General features: G+C 27.2%; 21 protein-coding genes, 1 pseudogene and 1 riboswitch. Of the genes and pseudogenes, 8 read left to right on the plus strand and 14 right to left on the minus strand.

Annotated features, from left to right (window positions below):
• The first annotated feature begins 166 nt into the window (after positions 1–166).
• Together ACTG48_RS13345 and ACTG48_RS13350 are read left to right on the plus strand one after the other, a co-directional pair.
• Positions 167–349, plus strand: coding sequence for a hypothetical protein (locus ACTG48_RS13345; protein ID WP_021385205.1), 183 nt, complete (start codon positions 167–169; stop codon positions 347–349).
• Positions 350–685: 336 nt separating this feature from the next.
• On the plus strand, positions 686–1,702 hold the full coding sequence (locus tag ACTG48_RS13350) for an alpha-hydroxy-acid oxidizing protein (protein ID WP_479917095.1): 1,017 nt from the start codon (positions 686–688) through the stop codon (positions 1,700–1,702).
• Positions 1,703–1,829: 127 nt separating this feature from the next.
• Here ACTG48_RS13350 and ACTG48_RS13355 read toward each other — a convergent pair whose 3' ends face one another.
• The 6 genes and pseudogenes from ACTG48_RS13355 to ACTG48_RS13380 form a co-directional block, all read right to left on the minus strand.
• Entirely contained in the window at positions 1,830–2,435 is a 606-nt protein-coding gene (locus tag ACTG48_RS13355) for a peptidoglycan-binding domain-containing protein (protein WP_479917096.1), read from the minus strand.
• 16 nt (positions 2,436–2,451) lie between these two features.
• Positions 2,452–3,600, minus strand: a complete 1,149-nt coding sequence (locus tag ACTG48_RS13360; protein ID WP_479917097.1) for a M56 family metallopeptidase — start codon at positions 3,598–3,600, stop codon at positions 2,452–2,454.
• Positions 3,593–3,967, minus strand: coding sequence for a BlaI/MecI/CopY family transcriptional regulator (locus tag ACTG48_RS13365; protein WP_021385207.1), 375 nt, complete (start codon positions 3,965–3,967; stop codon positions 3,593–3,595). Before ACTG48_RS13365 ends, ACTG48_RS13360 begins: the two co-directional genes overlap by 8 nt.
• A gap of 368 nt (positions 3,968–4,335) precedes the next feature.
• Positions 4,336–5,025 carry a radical SAM protein gene (locus tag ACTG48_RS13370; RefSeq protein ID WP_479917098.1) on the minus strand — a complete coding sequence of 230 codons (690 nt, stop codon included), beginning with the start codon at positions 5,023–5,025 and terminating at the stop codon, positions 4,336–4,338.
• Positions 5,026–5,044: 19 nt separating this feature from the next.
• Positions 5,045–5,749 (minus strand): B3/B4 domain-containing protein, encoded by a 705-nt coding sequence (locus tag ACTG48_RS13375; RefSeq protein WP_021385282.1) that lies wholly within the window; start codon positions 5,747–5,749, stop codon positions 5,045–5,047.
• A gap of 63 nt (positions 5,750–5,812) precedes the next feature.
• A riboswitch (guanidine-I (ykkC/yxkD leader) is annotated at positions 5,813–5,907 on the minus strand.
• A 130-nt stretch (positions 5,908–6,037) separates the two neighbouring features.
• A pseudogene (locus ACTG48_RS13380) lies at positions 6,038–6,211 on the minus strand (BlaI/MecI/CopY family transcriptional regulator); the annotation flags it as partial.
• Positions 6,212–6,615: 404 nt separating this feature from the next.
• On the opposite strand from ACTG48_RS13380, the gene ACTG48_RS13385 reads away from it, so the two are divergent.
• Positions 6,616–6,780 carry a succinate dehydrogenase gene (locus ACTG48_RS13385; RefSeq protein WP_479917099.1) on the plus strand — a complete coding sequence of 55 codons (165 nt, stop codon included), beginning with the start codon at positions 6,616–6,618 and terminating at the stop codon, positions 6,778–6,780.
• Positions 6,781–6,800: 20 nt separating this feature from the next.
• Positions 6,801–7,787, plus strand: coding sequence for a CPBP family intramembrane glutamic endopeptidase (locus ACTG48_RS13390; protein WP_479917100.1), 987 nt, complete (start codon positions 6,801–6,803; stop codon positions 7,785–7,787).
• A 240-nt stretch (positions 7,788–8,027) separates the two neighbouring features.
• Here ACTG48_RS13390 and ACTG48_RS13395 read toward each other — a convergent pair whose 3' ends face one another.
• The 6 genes from ACTG48_RS13395 to ACTG48_RS13420 all read right to left on the minus strand — a co-directional run bounded on the left by ACTG48_RS13395 (position 8,028) and on the right by ACTG48_RS13420 (position 13,770).
• Positions 8,028–9,044, minus strand: a complete 1,017-nt coding sequence (locus ACTG48_RS13395; RefSeq protein WP_479917101.1) for a transglycosylase domain-containing protein — start codon at positions 9,042–9,044, stop codon at positions 8,028–8,030.
• 128 nt (positions 9,045–9,172) lie between these two features.
• Positions 9,173–9,679: a 3'-5' exonuclease gene (locus ACTG48_RS13400; protein ID WP_479917102.1), complete on the minus strand. Its 507-nt coding sequence runs from the start codon at positions 9,677–9,679 to the stop codon at positions 9,173–9,175.
• 211 nt (positions 9,680–9,890) lie between these two features.
• Complete coding sequence (locus tag ACTG48_RS13405) at positions 9,891–10,565, minus strand: MORN repeat-containing protein (protein ID WP_479917103.1); 675 nt, start codon at positions 10,563–10,565, stop codon at positions 9,891–9,893.
• A 402-nt stretch (positions 10,566–10,967) separates the two neighbouring features.
• On the minus strand, positions 10,968–11,474 hold the full coding sequence (locus tag ACTG48_RS13410) for a flavin reductase (RefSeq protein WP_479917104.1): 507 nt from the start codon (positions 11,472–11,474) through the stop codon (positions 10,968–10,970).
• Positions 11,475–11,833: 359 nt separating this feature from the next.
• Positions 11,834–12,862, minus strand: a complete 1,029-nt coding sequence (locus ACTG48_RS13415; RefSeq protein ID WP_021385272.1) for a 3'-5' exonuclease — start codon at positions 12,860–12,862, stop codon at positions 11,834–11,836.
• A 47-nt stretch (positions 12,863–12,909) separates the two neighbouring features.
• Positions 12,910–13,770 carry a tRNA 2-thiocytidine biosynthesis TtcA family protein gene (locus tag ACTG48_RS13420; RefSeq protein WP_021385277.1) on the minus strand — a complete coding sequence of 287 codons (861 nt, stop codon included), beginning with the start codon at positions 13,768–13,770 and terminating at the stop codon, positions 12,910–12,912.
• Positions 13,771–14,038: 268 nt separating this feature from the next.
• Between ACTG48_RS13420 and ACTG48_RS13425 the strand changes: the two genes are divergently transcribed.
• Genes ACTG48_RS13425 through ACTG48_RS13435 form a run of 3 tightly spaced genes read left to right on the plus strand, consistent with a single transcriptional unit; the run spans position 14,039 to position 15,115 of the window.
• Positions 14,039–14,248 (plus strand): spore coat associated protein CotJA, encoded by a 210-nt coding sequence (locus ACTG48_RS13425; RefSeq protein ID WP_021385270.1) that lies wholly within the window; start codon positions 14,039–14,041, stop codon positions 14,246–14,248.
• Positions 14,248–14,514 carry a spore coat protein CotJB gene (locus tag ACTG48_RS13430; protein ID WP_021385274.1) on the plus strand — a complete coding sequence of 89 codons (267 nt, stop codon included), beginning with the start codon at positions 14,248–14,250 and terminating at the stop codon, positions 14,512–14,514. Before ACTG48_RS13425 ends, ACTG48_RS13430 begins: the two co-directional genes overlap by 1 nt.
• Before the next feature lie 28 nt (positions 14,515–14,542).
• Positions 14,543–15,115: a manganese catalase family protein gene (locus ACTG48_RS13435; protein ID WP_021385285.1), complete on the plus strand. Its 573-nt coding sequence runs from the start codon at positions 14,543–14,545 to the stop codon at positions 15,113–15,115.
• Positions 15,116–15,354: 239 nt separating this feature from the next.
• On the opposite strand, the gene ACTG48_RS13440 is transcribed toward ACTG48_RS13435, so the two are convergent.
• On the minus strand, positions 15,355–16,545 hold the full coding sequence (locus tag ACTG48_RS13440; protein WP_021385281.1) for a C40 family peptidase: 1,191 nt from the start codon (positions 16,543–16,545) through the stop codon (positions 15,355–15,357).
• A gap of 261 nt (positions 16,546–16,806) precedes the next feature.
• Positions 16,807–17,238, minus strand: a complete 432-nt coding sequence (gene dut / locus ACTG48_RS13445) for a dUTP diphosphatase (protein WP_021385268.1) — start codon at positions 17,236–17,238, stop codon at positions 16,807–16,809.
• Positions 17,239–17,350: 112 nt separating this feature from the next.
• On the opposite strand from dut, the gene ACTG48_RS13450 reads away from it, so the two are divergent.
• Positions 17,351–19,579 (plus strand): type IA DNA topoisomerase, encoded by a 2,229-nt coding sequence (locus ACTG48_RS13450; protein WP_479917105.1) that lies wholly within the window; start codon positions 17,351–17,353, stop codon positions 19,577–19,579.
• Positions 19,580–19,664: the final 85 nt, after the last annotated feature.

The raw sequence follows: 19,664 nt of genomic DNA on the forward strand, positions 1-19,664 counted from the left end.
GTTTACGCTTTAAATATCCAGTTTTTCAAAACCTATTGTCAAAACTCACTTTAGCTATTAATATAATGATATAAATATAGAACTGCATAGATGTGACATACTCAAATATTTAATATGATACGATTTTGTATCTAAATTTATATATTGTATATAGGGGGAGATATATATGTATAAAGACAAGAGTGATGAATGTATACACTTAATGACTGCCTACATTGATAGTATAAGTGGATATTATTCGTTTATTGACACACAATTAGATGATTTTATGGTTAGATATGGTGAAAATATTGTTGATTCAAATTTACACAGCATAATGATGTTGCTCTGTAAATGGGGATTAGCGTAGCATTTTGAGAAACTTTTTTGTATATTGTATTCTATATTATATATTCATTAATAAAAAAGGAATTGACATAAATTGAAGGACTATATATAGGTTTTCAAAGAAATCTATATATAGTCCTTTTAAAGTTTCTCAAAATGTATACTTAAACAAGCACTATTTATTTTTCTATAATTAATGCAGTTCATATGCTATACTTTAAGTATCTACAACAATAAAAAATATCTAATATGTATTATCTAGTTTAACTCATCATAATATCATCTCTATACTTACAATTAAGATATTTTCAATATAGTAATGCTCAATTTTAATATTATAAAAAAGGAGGCTTTTTATATGAATTATAATGAATTGTTAAAATCAGCTAGAGAGAACTTTAATGGAACATGTAAAGTCTGTAAAATTTGTAATGGATTAGCTTGTGCTGGAAATGTTCCTGGCATGGGAGGCAAAGGAAGTGGCTCATCTTTTATTGAAAATAGAAAGAGCCTAGAAAAAATAAAGATAAATATGAGAGTAATACATAATGTTTCAAATCCAGATACTTCTATAGAATTGTTTGGTAGAAAAATGAGTTCTCCTATATTCGCTGCACCTGTATCAGGTACTATATTAAATATGGGAGGTAAAGTTTCTGAAAAAGAATACATAGAGCCTGTTGTTAGAGGTTGTTCCAATTCTGGAATTTATGCTATGGTTGGTGATACCAATGTGGATACTTTTTTATTGAATAATTTAGATGTATTAAAAGATAATGATGGAAATGGGATTGTATTTATAAAGCCTTGGAAAAATTCAAAGATAATAGAAAAGATTAGATTGTCTGAAGAAGCAGGTGCTTTTGCGGTTGGTGTAGACCTTGATGCTTGTGGATTGATTAATAATCAACTTCAAGAGAATCCTTTTTCTCCTAAGACGATTGATGAGATTAGAGAATTGGTTGAGTCTACTAGATTACCTTTTATTATAAAAGGAATTATGACTGTAGATGATGCTTTGATGGCTGTAGAGTCTGGTGCTAGTGCTATTATTGTTTCAAATCATGGAGGAAGAGTACTTGATTATACTCCTGGTACTTGTGAGGTACTTCCAGATATAGCTAATGCTGTAAAAGGAAAGATAACAATACTTGCTGATGGTGGTGTTAGGAGCGGTGTTGATGTAGTTAAGATGCTTGGATTGGGTGCTGATGCTGTTTTGATGGGAAGACCTTTTGTTACTGCTTCTTTTGGTGGTGGTCTTGATGGTGTGGAGTTTTTTATAGAGAAGGTTAGAAATGAGTTATGTGAGACTATGATTTTGACTGGTTGTCAGAAGATTGAGGATATTGATAGTAAGGTTATATGGAAGTGATTGCAAACTCATTTTATAACATTTATATTTAAATAGTATATCATTTCACATATAAAAATAGTGTCTCATTTAAATTGAACAATTACATTGAGACACTATTTAATATATTTTTTAGATTTTAATCCTATTAAAAACTAGAGTCAGTTAGTCTACCCAATTTATCCCAAGTGGCTGGACCAATTACTCCATCTGCAGATAAGCCATATTTTTTTTGTACACTTACAACTGCATTATATGTATTGTTTCCAAAAATTCCATCTGGACTTGTATTGTAACCTAATTTAGTTAGCATAATTTGTGCAACTGTAACTTCTTTTCCAGTATTACCTTTACGTATAACTTTTGTTGTACTTATAGTCATAAATTCACCGCCACCTATAACCGTTATAGTTTTCTCATCAGGTTGATAAGCAACAGCATAATTTACATAAACAGCTTTATCATCATCATTCATTAGATTAGCTGATGTTGGGACAAATATCTTATCATCTGGCTTAGGTGTTATATTTACATCATCACAGTTCTGTTTATGTTCATCTCTTATTTCTTGTGGAGCATTTTCATATGTATATAAATACCCAGAAATATTAAAAGAATATATGTTTTTTTCAGAAACAGTTTCCTTACTTACTCCTTCTCCTTCTCCTTTACTTGTATCAGCAAATGCTACACTTGTAAAAGTAAGCAATAAGCAACACATAATAGTTAATGTTTTTTTTGATTTTTTTAACATAAAACCCTCCTTATAATTATTTCATTAATTTATTGAAATCCTCAGTATTAATTATTATTACGTCATAATCTTTAGGTGTTGTACCCTTCAATTTACATTTATCTTCATAAAATTTTCTAATTTTACTTGGTGCATCTTTATAATAAAAAGTTTGAGATTTATCAGTTGACTTATTTAATATAAAGTCATTAATATTGTTATTTATTTGATTACTACTATTACTAACTTTAATTTGAGCATCAACTTCAATAAAAGATGTTATAGAAGTCATAAATACTAAAATAGCAATTAATATTCCACTTCTGCCCTTCTTTTTAACAATGCTCTCAAGTCTCTTTTCTAAATTTGTTTTATTAAACTCTGTTGTCAAAATTCTACTATTATAATTCTTACTAAGCTTAATTGATTTTATAAGAGCTAATGCATACTCTTTCTTGTCTTTTAAAGAACAATCATTCAAAACACTTTCATCACAACATAATTCACAATCTAGATTTACTTTGTTACTCATTATATAAACAAGTGGATTAAACCAATATATTATTTTAACAGACAAGACTGCAAACTTTATCAAAATATCCTTGTTCTTAAAATGCATTAATTCATGTTTTAAAATCCAAGTCAGCTCATTCTTACTATAAGGATAATCTGGTAAAAATATGTACGATTTAAATAATCCTATACCTGCTGGACTTATCAATTCATCAGAACCTCTTAACTCAATTTTCTTTTTTATATTTAATTCTTTCAACAAATCTTTATAAATACAGTTTACACTAATATCTTCAATATCATAAGATACATCAACAATAAGATTTTTAAATCTTGTATATTTTATAAATGTATAAACTGCAATGACTATAGTTACAAATAGCCATAAATAAGCTACATACAACATGAGATTATTATCTTTAGGAATATCAATTTGTGTAATATTATTTCCTACTGTATTTCCTTTGGACTCTTTTACTTCATACGTTACTGTATAATTAAATAGAAAAAGTAACATCCTAAAGACTATTACCAACCAAATATAATAATTGAATCTCTTACTAAACTTCTTAAACACATATCTTTTCAAAAATAATAATAGACAAATACCAAGACTACATATAATAGTTGTCTGTATAAGATTGTCAAAGACATATAGCATATAATTATTCATCCTTTAAATTATCAAAATAACTTTCTAAAAAATCCAGCTTATCTCTGCCTAAATTTTCATCCTCATGTAATGCTGAAATTAAGCTTGTAAAAGAATCATCATGTATATTGCTTAGGAAATCCTTTGTCTCAAAGCTTAAATATTCTTTATGTTTTACCACTATTGTGTAATGTGTATATCTGTCTATTTTTTGAGCATCTAAGAATCCTCTTTTTACTAGCCTTGATAAAAGTGTCAGTGTCGTAGTTTGTTTCCAGCCATATTTTTGTTCCATTGCTTCAATAACATCTTTTGATGTCACTGTAGCATCTACTCTCCAAATAAATTTCATTACTTTTAGTTCTGCTTGTGGTATTTTTTTTATCATTCTTTACACCTCCCTCAAAACTCCCGCTAACATAATTCTACAACATGTGAATTTTTTAGTCAAACAATTTATGAAAAAAATGTGAATTTTTGTATTTTTTGTTAATTTTCTAATTTTTATACTATATTAAAAGTTAGATTTAGAAATATAATTTTCTAAATATTTTACTTTTTTAGATATTTAATTACAACAATATATAGTAATTTTTGTTATACTAAATTTTTTTCATAAAATGCCTCTATTTGCATACAAAGGATATTATAATACTTTTTTTCAAAATAGACTAGACTAATCAGTAAATAAATTTTAATAATAAAATAAGATTACCAAATAATCTTATTTTAAATAGTAATCTTAAACAAATTAGTTTAAATTTTAATATTACACAATTCTTTTGAAATTTCTTTAAATCTTTCATCAGATACACTAAACTTTTTCTTAAACTTTTCATCATTCATGCTTTCAACAATCACTTTATCTGGAGATAATTCAGCAATAATACTCTTCATCTTATCAATAGACTTATCATTATATCCCTTGATAACTGTTACATCTAAAATAAATTTTCCTCTATACTGTCTATTAAATAAAATCATATTTGAAATATATTCATCTAGAGTATATCCTATAATTGGTCTTTGAATTCGTTGAAAATCTTCTTCTGATATTGTTTTTATCTCTCCAACAACTTCATCACACATATTGGCTACTTTTATATATTCATCTTTACCCAATAGATACCCATTAGAAAGTAATCGTACAGGTACTTTTTTTCTCTTTATTAATTCAATAATATCACAAATTTTATCATTCAATAGAGCTTCTCCCTTTGAATTAATAAAAATTAGTTCTGCTCTATTCTTTTCTATCATACTTTCTAATTCTTTCAATGAATCATTCATATTATCAAAAGATTGAGGCACATCTACTTTATTATATGACCTTCCAATAGGACAAAATATACAGTCAAAATTGCAGTACTTTTCAGGAAGTATGTTCACTTCCAATACCCTTTTTCCATCCTCAACATAGATGTCTTTATAGCTAAAGCTACCCATCACGATATCACCTCCAATATTAATTTATTGATACTTCTTTATTGTTAATATCTAAAATTGAAATTTTACATGTACCACCTAAATTTTCTTGAATCCTTTTAGCTAACTCACTTAAAGCATTTTCAAATTCTTCAAATCTACTTTCATCTACTAATTCAATACATAAAAAGGCATTGTTTGTACTTTCAGTAAGCATTGTTCTTATTGCTTCACGCCAATTCCAACATCTACAAATTGCTCCTTCATCATCTTTATAGACTATCTCTCCTTCATATGGAGATGAATTTTCATCTGTCCCCAATGGAATAAATTCCTCATTTCCAATTGCTCTAGTTAACCTAATATCTCCTATAAATTTATCTATATCTTCTCCTCCACAAGGTAATGCATATTTTAGTGAGATAGAATTGTAGATATCCACTAAAGGGTTAATAGTTCCTATATTGTTTCCATTATGTACTCTTTTTAATAATGCCTCAATAGATGACCTTGCCCCTTTTTTCGTTTTAAACTTTTTAAATGCTTCTCTCCATACTTTAATTACTTGATTATTACTAAACTCTGAATCCTTTAAGTATTTTAGTGCTTCTTCTTCTCCCTGCAAAATCATTTTCTCATATTCTTCATTTCCTATAGAGTTGTCTATATCATGACAAATAACAACTCCAAGCTTAGCATTGGGAAATAAATTCCAAAACTCATCCTCAATAACAAATCTTTTCATTAGAATACCTCCTAAATTTTAAAATATGTAAAAATAAAAAAGCCTAAAGAAATATTATTAAATATCTCCCAGGCTTTTATCCTTCCGTGTACACAATAATCGTGCGTTTTCTCTTGGACCTGACCATTATAAAATGCGGAACCCTAGAAAACTAAATCTATTTCTAAGTTTACAAAATACAAATAAATTTTAGCACACTATAGTGTTTAAAACAATACTCTATTCTCAACTTGCACACTGAAACAATTTACCACCGCATTTAATATACTAACAGGATTATTCATCTTCTTATAATAAATCTAAGGTATTGTCGTCTACTTGCTTATCTTTGCCATATAATGCTGACACTGAGCTTGAAATTGAATTTTTACATATGTTCTTCAAAAATTCTTTCATTTCAAAACTTAGATATTTTTTCTCTTTTACTAGTATACTATAGTGTGTAAGTTTACCTATTTTCTCTGTACTTAAAAATCACCTCCCCTCTAACCTTTTTAAAACACCTTATTTTTAGCATCAAATGAAGCAAGTAATGTAACTGGTATATTTATGCCTGTTGATGGAGGTTTTACAGCATTCTAAATGTTTTTAAACATTATCATTAATAATTTATACTTTAATAAAATATACATCAAAAGCACTTCTATTATTAGAATACTTTTAATGTATATTAATGTAATTTGGTAATTTGATTATAATATTTCTTATATTTTAGTATGATAATTTTTGTTCATTGCACTATTACAATTTTTACTATAAATTTATATCATTTGTTAATATCTGTAATATTTTAGATACCTTTTGTACTTGTTTCACTGCTATACTCTAATTAAATAAACTAAATTAGAGTATAAGTTGGTGATTGTATGAAAAGAAAACTTTCAACCTATTTTGGGGGATATATTTTAGGTCTAATTATAGCATTTTTTATATTTAAAAAATTGATAATAGATACTATGGTAGGAATAATAATTGGAACTGGAATTGCATTTTTATTAATTTATTTATTTAACAAAAAAAGAAAATCCTAATCTAAAGGAGGTTTTTTCTATTGAATTTACAAGATAAATGGATTAATTTATTAAATCCAATATATATTGAAGACGAAACAAAAAGAAAGAAAATTCAGATTATAATATTTTTTTCTATAACTTTTGGATTAACTTATTTATTAGGTTTTCTATTATATTTTAAACAATTTATTGACCCAGAAAACTTTGGATTATTTATGATGATATTACCCTTATCCTCAGTTTCAATTGCAAAATTTTATACAGAAGGAATGACTAATGATAAATATAAGTTTTATTCATTAATAATATTATTTTTTATAATTTATTTATTTCTACTTATTATTGAATTGTTAAACTTAATAAATAATCAGCAATTTCAATCACTAAATACTATATTAGTTATTATAAGTAGTTTATTTATTATTCTTTATTCTGATAGTGTAAAAGATTTGTATCTTATAAAAAATATTAAAATAGGCTCTTTATTAATTTTTTACTTCATGCTTTCCAAAATTATTCCAATATCATTTAGCCTGATAATGCAAGGAAATCAACCTAACTATGAGGGTATTTTGAATTATATATTCTCCTTTATGATGTCCTTCTTCTCTATATATCTCTTTTTTGGTGAAGAATATGGTTGGAGAGGCTTTTTGCAAGATATCTGTTTTGACAGATTTGGTAAAAAAATAGGTGTTATAGCACTAAGTATGTGTTGGAATTTATGGCATTTACCTCTAATATTTACATTATATACACCTGAAACACCAGTATTAGGCTTAATATCTCGCTCAATATACATATTTGGAATTTCAATATTTTTAGGATATGTCTACATGAAAACTAAAAATGTATGGTTTTGTGCTGTAATCCACGCTTTAAATAATACATCTTTCCTTATATCGACTTCTAGTCTGACATATGGTACAACTATTACTCATTCTGATATAGTAGAAATATCAATACTTATTTTAATTTTTTATGTTCCATTTCTATTTACAAAGGAATATAGACAAAACACCTAAGGCTGATTCTTCTGTTAGAGATATACAAAAAAAACTTAGTCATAATAAAATTACCACTACTATAAACACTTATTCTCATGTAACTAATAAAATGAAAACTGAAACAGTGAATATTTTTGAAGAAATTATAAATTAATTTGCCACCGAATTGTAACTTCGGTGGCAAATTGGTGGCAAACCACCCATTTTGTTGCATTTTCAGTTATTCAAACTGTTAAAAACGCTATATTTTTTATAGTTTTAATCAATTTCTGATTTAAATGGAGTGTCATCAGCTTTTGCTATTCTATATTCCTTATCAGTTATATAACCGAGCTCATGCATCTTATACAACACAATCAATTGTCTCTTCTTAGCCTCTCCATGGTCAATATACCTTGCAGGATTATTCGTCATACCAGCTAACATAGCACATTCAGCTAAATTTAACTCATCAACTTTTTTACCAAAATACACTTCAGCTCCCTTTGCAGCTCCATATGCATTTTTACCTAAATACATATTATTTAAATATGCTTCAAGAATTTCATCCTTAGTCATAATCTTATTCATCTGCTTAGCATTATACATATCCCTTATTTTTCGTTTCATAGTTTTATCATCACTGGTAAGCAGATTTTTTGAAACTTGCATATCTATAGTACTTCCACCTTGTGTCGTATCTGTAAATACATTATTGAGCACTGACCTAGCTAAAGAAATAACATCTACTCCTTTATGCTTATAAAATCTCTCATCTTCTATGGAAACTATAGCCTGTTTTAAATCATTTGGCATTTGCTTTATACTTACAACCTCGCTACTTATATATTTAGACCTAATTAATTTTTTAGTGACTTCAGGCGACCCTTTTATAGCTGAAACTGTAAATATTGCTCCTGATACTGAAAGTATAATCAATGCAACTAGCATAATAGATAACAATGCTCTAGCTATCTTAATCCTTTTTTGTTTTTTTCTTTTTTTACTTTTTAGTTTTTTCTCTCTTTGCTTGTAATCAACTTTTCTTCTTTCTCTTTGATTATAATCTGTATTTAAAGGTCTTACATTATCTCTTGTAAAACTATCTCTTTCTCTTTTTATAAGATTCTGTGAATCTACTTTTTCACTCATTCTTTTACTAGAACTTGTCTTAGAATTTTTATTTTTTTTATTTGTCGAAGTATAAGAATGTTTAGATTTTTTATTACTATCTTTACTATTATTGACTTTTTTACGTCTTATTTTATTATTATCATCATCATCGTAATAACCCATTTTAGTCTCCCTTCTTCATACTAAGGTACATTATACATTGTTCTACAAAATAAATCAAAGAACAAAATTGTAAGTTTAAGGGTCAATTTTATAAAGGATATTTTCACTAATTTTCTCTTTATTTAAGATTAATATGCATCTTTTATTTTCAAAAATAGTTTTGCAGTTGCTAAAGTATCACTGTCAGCTCTATGAGCATTTATATTCTCTATATTGTAATAAGCACAAGCTGTTTCAAGCTTCTTATTTTTTCCTTTATAACTTTTACATTTTTTTAATAATTCTAGTGTACATACATAATTGTTTATTGGCTCCAAATCTAATATTCTAAGATAGTAATTTAAAAATTTCAAATCAAATTTTGCATTGTGTGCAATTATAGTTCTATTGCCTATGTATTTTCTGAATCTAGGTAAAACCAATTCTAGAGGCTCTTCGTTTTCTACCATTTCATTACTTATATGTGTCAATTCTGTTATAAATGAAGAAATTATACCTTTAGGTTTTACCAACCTTGAATAGTTTTTTACAATTTCGTCATTTTTTATTTCTGTTATTCCTATTTCTATTATTTCACAACCTTTATATGGATCTAAACCTGTAGTTTCTAAATCCACAACTACATATTCATTCATATCTCTTCTCCTTATTCTGAACCTCCCATGACTAAAGTTACAAGGTTCCTGCTTCATAGAATTTTGCATAATCAAGTGGATATATTTATATTCTATATTTATGTAATGGACTAATCAATACTTAATTTTATATGATATAGGAAGATTTTACAAATTACAACACACATATATTATTTTTTTCACTAAAATAAAGATTATTTTTTTATAATTGCTAAATTTTCACTTTATGATTGTTTAATCTATTCTGATAAAAATTATTTATTTCTTTATTGTTTAAATCTTTAAAATCTAAATTTTTACACTGTTCATCATCTTCCCATATTCCTGCCTGTTTATTTCCATCATTTTTGTATAATACACCTTTGCCATTTTTCTTATTATCTAAAAAATAGCCCTTATAAATATCATTATTTGGATATGTTAATTTTCCCAAACCATTTTTTAATCCGTATTTAAATTCACCTGTATATGTTGAACCATCTCTATAAGTATACTTTCCTATTCCATGCATCTTATCATCTTTCCACAGCCCTTCATATCTTTCCTTACTTGAAAAAATATATATTCCAAATCCATTTTTCTTTCCATCAACAAACTCACCTTTATATAGGTCTCCATTGTCATATTTGAATACTTTTTCTTCTTTTAATTTTTTATTGCTATTGCTACTATTATTCTTATTAATATTATTGTCTTTTACATACACATCTTCTCTTCTAGCTTCAATTAAATCTCTATCATATCTAAATCCTTTTTTCATTTTATTCTTCTGATTAATCTTTTTATTATTAATGAATACTCTAGCTAATTGAATAAATATAAATACAGACGATAAACATATAAATACACATAATATTGTTCTAAAATAACTAGTTATACTTTCCATAATAAATCACCCTTTAAAAAATTTATTTAAAATACCTAATACAATATATATTTTTATTAAGTGATATTTATACTTTTATAATAATATATTGAATAAAATTAATATTAAAGTTATTTATGTTAAAACAAAGCCATTATAAAAGTAATAAATTGAGATTCTAATTAACATAAAGATATTTATAAAACACACTTGAATATTTCAAATAAATATTTTTATTCAGATAATTAATTTTACGTGAATAAATAAAAAGATGAACTCTATCAAATGGAGTTCATCTTCTTTTACAATAGTATCTATTTAATAATTAACATCTGATTAGTCATTAGTATCTATATTAAATACTAGATAAAAAGTTACATTAATTCCCTTATAATGAATTATTTTTAGATATTTTTACTATAGCTATTCTTTTACAAGAACTTTTATAATTTCTGAAATATACATAGTATGATAATCTTTCTCTGGATACCACTTTTTATCATTTTCTTTGGCATCAAAATTTTCTGGTGGCATAGAGTCATGATATAATTTCTTGCATACCATAATCATGTTAGCTTCTTCAAAAGCTACAGTATCATCTACAAAATATGGTGTAAGTCCTGCTTTTTCTACTTTATTTATATCTCTACCAGAAATAGTTCCACAAATATTTAAAGCTTCTCTGTATGTTTCATCAAAAAATGCAATTGTAAATGTATCATTATTATCTACAAATTCCTTTGTATATCTCTGTGGTCTTATGTAAGTTGTAACAACATTTTTACTCCAATATACTCCAACACCACCCCAGCTAGCAGTCATTGTGTTAAATTTTTCTGAATTACCAGCTGTTATAAGCAACCATTCTTTACCAATCTTAGTAAATGGATTAAACTGTAATTCCTCAATTTTTCCTTCTCTAAAACCCATGACTTCATCCTACCCTTCATCTTTTTAATATATAAACTAATAGTTAAAATTTTGAATATATCTACTCTAATAATACCTTTTAATTGTCTTACATATTCATGTAAATTATAATACAACAAATAAATTACTTTCGCAAGAAGTAGTTTTTGAATTTTACAATCATAAAATATCAATAAAATATATTAATTATAAAACCTATGCTACATTTCTTAAACTTAAAATAATGTATAATGAAAAATGCAGAAAGTACACATACCTTCTACATTTTTTATTATTTTATATTAATTTAGCTCTATTTAACTTTAATCTTATAAAAAATTACCATAATCATCAAGTTTTACTGTATTATTAATAATTTCCTATATCTTATTAACAATATTTATACTATTATCTTTATTTATATATATTTTTTCATTATATAAATCTTCATCAAACATTCTTATTATATTTTCTACCTCATACTTATACTCATCTTCATGTACTCTATAAAGCATTAAATCTTCTAGTAAGTCTTTCATATCAAAATATACATCTTCCAATAAGTAAAAATAACCTTCTTCTATATCTTTCAGTTTATCTATAGTATCCAGTTTCTTACTTACATCTTTCATAACCTCTAAATTTTGTATATTTATATTTATAATTGTTGATAAGTACATTCTCACAGTTTTTATTATTTCAATAGAAAAATCTACAATATTATAATTTCCTTCTTTTTTATACAGTGACTCTTTAAATTTATTAAAACAATTATCTAAATCACAATTTATGTCGTTAAATGGTGGTCTTATTATATCTCGTATTATCAAAAGATTTTGTATTGCTACATTATTTGTGATTGCCTCATCTAAAACAAATAAATTATATGCGTCGTTTAATGGGTCATGAGCGTCTCCACTAAACTCTAAATTGGCAAACTCAAGTAAATTTTTTAATGATATGTAGTTCATACATCTCATACCACAATTTATATATTTTTCTTTTATATCTATAAATAAATCCCTAATATTATTTACAAATCTTGGATGATTGTTTTTCTTAGAACTTCTAATATCAGTATTATTGAAACATGTCAAATCTAAGTTGCCAAAAGTATATATTCCTTCAATATCAGAAAATATGCCTAGCCATTTTTTAAACTTTCTCATGACCTCTTCATAACTTGGTGCATTCTTCAATTCTTCTGAAGATATATGTGTTAATTCCTGTATATGAGGATACACTTCTTCATTACTCACTGGCTTTATTAAAGATTTAAATTTATCAATATTTTTTGTTTTTTCATCATACATAACTGCTCCAATTGCAATTATATCAGAATTCAATACTGCCCTCTTTGATTTAGAATTTGGCATATTCATTTCAAAGTCTATATATACTCTTTTCAATATAAACACCCTTTCCAATTGTTTATAGTGATTCTTTTTAATTATTTTTATTCAAAATCTTCTAAGAAAGAATGTTTCTCCCCATTTTGTTGCCAACCAAGTATTGAATCAAGGTTTACATTTTCTGCCGCCTTAAATATAGATTTTTCTACATTTTTAAAATTTGGCTCTAAGCTCTTTATTAAGTCTTTTATCTCATATCTCTTGTTTCCTGTTTTTTTAGCAGCAACCATACATGCACAATTTAATGGCCATATCCCACTATTTTGAATAAATCTTATAATATGCTCTTCTCTTATATAATAAAGCGGTCTTATGATTTTTATTCCTTCAAAATTAGTAGAATTAAGTTTAGGAAGCATTGTTTTAAAATTACCAGCACACAATAAATTAAGCATTGTTGTCTCTATTACATCATCATAATGATGACCTAATGCAAGTTTATTACATCCTAACTCTTCTGCTTTTGAATATAATGCTCCTCTTCTCATTCTTGCACACATATAACATGGATAATCTTTTGCTATCTCATCTGCTATCTCAAATATTCTTGAATCAAATAAATGTATTGGTATATTTAGATACTCACAATTATCTATAAGTAATTGCCTTATATTTGCATGATATCCAGGGTCCATAGCAATAAATTCAACATCGAAATTAACTTGTCCATGTCTTTTTAACTCTTGAAACATTTTAGCCATAAGAATACTGTCTTTTCCACCAGAAATTGCTACAGCTATCTTATCCCCTTCTTCAACTAATTTGTAATCTCTTATTGCTTTCATAAACTTGGACCATAAATTTTTTCTATATTTTTTTATTATACTTTTTTCTATATCTCTTACTGGAAGTCTTTCCTCAAAAGGAACTATAATTTCACAGCCTTTTCCTGATAGCTCACTCATTTAATCACCTCGTATATTTATGTTAATAATATTTTACAAAAAAGTCTACCTTCATCTATAAAATACTATAATTTTCACTTTAATTTCAACAAATAATTTATAATTTTCAATAACGCATAAACTTATAATAACATAAATAACCTCTTTCTTTTATTATCTTTTTTATTTTTCTCATTTAATATTTTATTATGAGTAACGATTTTTAAATGACTGAATATTATACACTAGATAGAGTTACCTATCTATTTACAACAAGGAGGTTTTCATCTTGGAAAATAAAACTAGAGATATTAAAAAGAATTGTGGTCCATCTTTAGCTAGACCATACGTTAATAATCAAATTTTTACAGAAATGTACTGCCTTTCTGATGCATTAAAATTTGGAACTATATTTCCAGAACTAAATCTATTAGATTCTGAAATGTACAACAAAGAATTATATGCTAAGCCAAAAAAATATAGAGGAGGTAGAAGATAATGAAAGATTCATCTAGAGCTGAACTTATGAGAAAAATTCAGGAGACATCTTTTGCATGTGTTGATATGAACTTATATTTAGACACTCACCCTGATGATAAAAACGCTATCAACACTTACAATTCATTATGTAATCAATTTGCGCAAGCTAGATACGCTTACGAAAATAAATACGGTCCTTTAACTAACTTTGGGTATGCTCCAAGTAGATGCCCTTGGCAATGGGCTGAACAACCTTGGCCTTGGGACAGAGAATTTAATTATTAGACATCAAGTATTGGAGGATTGAAAATTCATGTGGATATATCAGAAAACTATACAACACCCAGTTAATATAAAAACTTGCGACCCTAGAATGGCTAAATTTCTTATAACTCAATTTGGTGGACCAAATGGAGAACTTGCAGCATCTTTAAGATATTTAAGCCAAAGATATACAATGCCTACTGGCAATATGCGTGCACTTTTAACAGATATTGGTACAGAAGAACTAGCTCACGTTGAGCTTATATGTACTATGGTTTATCAGTTGACTTCTGATGCAAGCCCAGAAGAATTAAAGGCTGCAGGTCTTGGTTCAAACTATGCACAAAATGGATACGGAATTTATCCAACAGATTCAAATGGTGTTCCATTTGATGTAAGACCTATTGCTGTTATGTCAAACCCTGTAACTGATTTACATGAAGATATGGCTGCTGAGCAAAAAGCACTTGCAACTTATTATCAACTTATAAATTTAACAGATGATGTTGATGTTATAGAAGTACTAAAATTCTTAGGTCAAAGAGAAATAATTCACTATCAAAGATTTGGTGAAGCTTTAATGGATGCTTACGAATTAGAAGAATCTCAAAAAATGTTCTAAAATTTTTATTTATATAAACTACTATTATTTGATAATTTATAATTTACTGTTTTTGTTAAAGTTTACAAAATAAAATAAACATAGTTTATTTTCTATACTTAAAGAAAATAAAGAAAAAAGCAGGTACCAATTAAGTAGTAACATAGATAATAATCTATAATACTATCAATATTGTACCTGCTTTTATATTATAAGCAATAAAGAAAAATCTATTTATTGAGCTCTATAATAAAAAATGATTATAAAACTCTTCTTGCATTTACATATCTACTTGAATAGTAACTACTATTTATATTAGATATTGTTACCTTTTTTGATGAACCTGAAGATGCATGTATCATATCTCCATTTCCTATGTATATTCCAACATGACTTACAGAACCATTATTTGACCCTTGTGTATCAAAGAATATTAAGTCTCCACTTCTAAGGTCTCCTCTATTTACATATGTTCCATACTTACTTTGATCTCTAGACACTCTTGGTATACTAACTCCTGCTGATTTTTTCATAACGTATTGTGTAAATCCAGAACAGTCAAAACTATTTGGACCTTCCGCTCCCCATACATATGGTTTTCCAAGTAGAGTCTTTGCAAAACTTATTACACTATCAGCTCCCTGACTTGGAGAGTTAGTTGAATCAGATGGAGTTGAAGTATCAACAGAACCTTTTTCAGCAAGATATTGACTTGACACATATCCCGTTTGATTGTCATGATTTACTTTTGTCCATCCTCCATTTTCAGCAATACTTCCAACTTCAGTTCCATAGCTTAATGTAGCTACTTTAGAGTGACCTGTACCTGGTCCTGTTCTAAGGTTTAGTGATTTTGCCGTTACAACCTTTGTGTCCTTTACAAGGTCATTTGAACTACTGCCAGTATTTCCATTTGTAGATTCATTTATACTAGTTCCTAAGTATTTACTTGAAACATAACCCACTCTACCATTAGAACTTATTTTTGACCATCCATTTGACTCAGATATGTATCCAACTTCAGTACCGTATCCTAGTGTAGATATTTTAGAACTACTTGTACTTGGTCCTGTTCTAAAATTTAACCCTTTTGCTGTAACAACTTTTGTTGACTTAACTGAAGCATCATTACTTTCATTACTATTTCCAAGGTTATTTATTCCTACATAATTTCCATGCACATAACCTGTGTTTCCATTATATTTAACTTTTGCCCAAGAACCTTCTTTTCCTACATACTCAACTTTATCTCCTTTGTAAAGTTTCCCCATTGATTCATGGTCTGTACTTGGTCCTTTTCTAAAATTTACTGCATTCCCTGTTATTGTTCTGTTTTCTATACTTACACTCTCTACCCCAGACTCATCAGCATATGCTAAGTTTCCCATTGTAGGCATTATTATCGCAGTTGCCATTATGCTGGCTGCTATTCTCTTTTGATTAAAATTCATAACTTTCCACTCATCTCCTCTTTTCTAGTAGCTTTATTCATTTTTTAAATATAAAAGAAATAACTGACACTATATTAAAATATCAATTATTTCTTTTATATTAATATTATTACAAATTTGTAACTATTTGTCTATAGTAATATTTATTTACCACAAATTACCATAAGTGAATTTTAATCATCAATAGCCTGTAACTTAGTAATATAGCCATCTTTTACCTTTTTAAAAGATGGCTATATTTTTTAACTTTTTTGTAACTTTTTAAAATCCTGTCGAACCAAATCCACCTTTTCCTCTTTCAGAATCACTTAATTCTTTCACTTCTTCTATATTAATATCATAGATAGGTTTTACTATCATTTGAGCAATTTTCATATGTTTTTCAACTTTAAAATCATTTTTCCCATGGTTTATTAATATAATTTTAAGCTCTCCTCTATAACCTTCATCAATAGTTCCAGGTGTATTTAACACAGTAATTGAATGTTTTAAAGCAAGCCCACTTCTAGGTCTTACCTGCGCTTCTGTCATAGTAGGAAGCTCTATACATATTCCAGTTTTAATAAGTTTAGTTTCTCCAGAAGGTATTACCACCTCTTCTATAGAATACAAATCCATACCAGCATCACCTTTGTGAGCGAAATTAGGTATTATAGCATCGTCATTTAGTTTTTTTACTTTCAAATTGTACATTTTATATCTCCTTTCAACTTTCTATAAATATTATAACTTAAATTTCGACCTCTTGAAGTTTTTTATTTTTTTGTGGTAATATAATTATTAGTGTTTTAAAGGAGGATTTTTTATGAAACTTGTACTTGCTGAGAAACCATCTGTTGCAAAAACTATAGCATCCTTTCTGGGTGCAAAGACTAGACAAGATGGTTACTTTGAAGGAAATGATTATATAATTACTTATGCAGTTGGGCACTTAGTATCATTATATGATATGAAGGATTATGATAAAGATAAATATTCTGGTTCTTGGAAAATGAATAATTTTCCATTTGTTCCTGAAGATAAGTTTAAATTTAAGATTGATAGTTCTAAAACCAAACAATTCAATACTGTGAAAAAACTCTTGAATAGAAAAGATGTAGAATATGTAATAAATGCCACTGATAATGACCGAGAAGGAGAACTCATAGCATTTCTAATATTTTTACTTGCAAACAATAAAAAACCAGTAAAAAGAATTTTAGTAAATGAATGGACGCCAGAAGACATTACAAGAGGTATAAAAAGCTTAAAAGATGAAGATGAAATGAGAAATCTTCAAGCCGCTGGATACACAAGACTTATCACTGATTGGTTGATTGGAATAAATTTTACTTCCGTTGCTACGTTGAAATATGGAAATGGAAAATTATTAAATATAGGTAGAGTAATTCTTCCAACAGTTAAATTAGTCTATGACAGAGACATGGAAATACTAAATTTTGTTCCTAAAACTTATTATGAAATAGAAGGTCATTTTAAAGCTGAGGCTGGTGAATATAAAGGTAAATATATTAAGGGCAAAGAAAGTAAATTTGATACACTCGAAGATGCAAATAAAATTATAGCTTCAATTACATCTGAAACTGGTAAAATACTAGATAAAAAAGTTACTATGTCAAAAGAATATGCACCTAAACTTTTTAGTTTGACATCACTTCAAGGATATATAACTTCTAAGTATTCTAATTTTACCTCTGACAAGGTCCTAAATGTCTGTCAATCTCTTTATGAGGGTAATGGTAAGGGTGGATATATAACTTATCCTAGAACTGATTCTATTTTTTTAGAGGAAAGTTTGACTTCAAAGGTTTCTCAAACTTTAGACAAACTAAAAGTTGGACTTGAATATGAAACTAAGATTAAATTTTCTAAAACTAAAAGGGTCTTTGATTCTTCTAAAGTAGATTCCCATAGTGCTATAATCCCTACTTATATAATTCCCAAAAACTTGTCTAAAGATGAGCAACTGGTTTATGATGCTATAAAAGATAGGTTTATAGCAAACTTTATGCCCCCTGCTGAATACGAGAATACAGAAATTAAGACTGAAGTAGATAATTGCACTTTTTTAACAAAGGGTAAAGTACTCAAATCAAAAGGATATCTTGAAGTATATAATAAGGAAGAAAAAAACGATTTACTTCCACTTGTAAATAAAGATGATATTGTAGATGTATTAGAAGTAAAGCCATTAACTAAACAAACTACTCCTCCTAAACCGTATACTGAGGACACACTTTTAAAAGCTATGAAAAATTGTGGTAAAAATGTACCTGAAGAAGATACAACTGTGTTGTCAGGATATTCTATAGGAACATCAGCTACACGTGCTGATGTATTGAAGAAGATAAGTCAAGTTGGATATGTAAATAAAAAAGGAAAGTCTTATTCTATAACAGACCTCGGAAAAAATTTAGTTGAGATTTTTCCTGTTAAAGATTTATTTGATGTAGATTACACTGGAAAACTTGAAAAAAGTTTGAGTGATATACAAAAAGGCAAATACACTAGAAAAGAATATCTTACTAATATCATTAATTTTATATACCAAAATGTCAATATTATAAAACACGATGCTTCAAAAAACATAAATACAGAAGCCTATACTTTTGATTCAAAAACTAAAAAGTTTACTAAAATAAAAGAAAAAAAACAGAAAAAGAGTATGACTAATACTGAAAAAGAAGTTGCTGTATCAAAAGATTCTGATAACAAAAAAGAAAACAAAAATAAAGATGACAATCCATCTCTTGGTAAATGTCCTGTTTGTCAGGGTGATGTACTTGAATTTGATAAAGGGTTTGCTTGTAAAAATCATAAAGAATGTAAATTCGTTATTTGGAAAAATGATAAGTATTTAAATCTTTATAAAAAGAAAGTTAATAAAACAATGGTCAAAAATATTTTAAAAAAAGGTGAAACCAAAGTAAAATCCTTAACATCTAAAAATGGCAATAAGTTTGATGCTACATTAAAATATAATAAGAATCCAGATAACGGTTATTTCAGTTGGAAAATAGAGTTTGATAACTAAATAATACTCATAAAACAATAAATGTCAGTAGCATAATATTCTATATTATACTACTGACATTTATTGTTTTACGATTTTTTAACTT

It is taken from the genome of Clostridioides sp. LIBA-6822 (assembly GCF_056688955.1).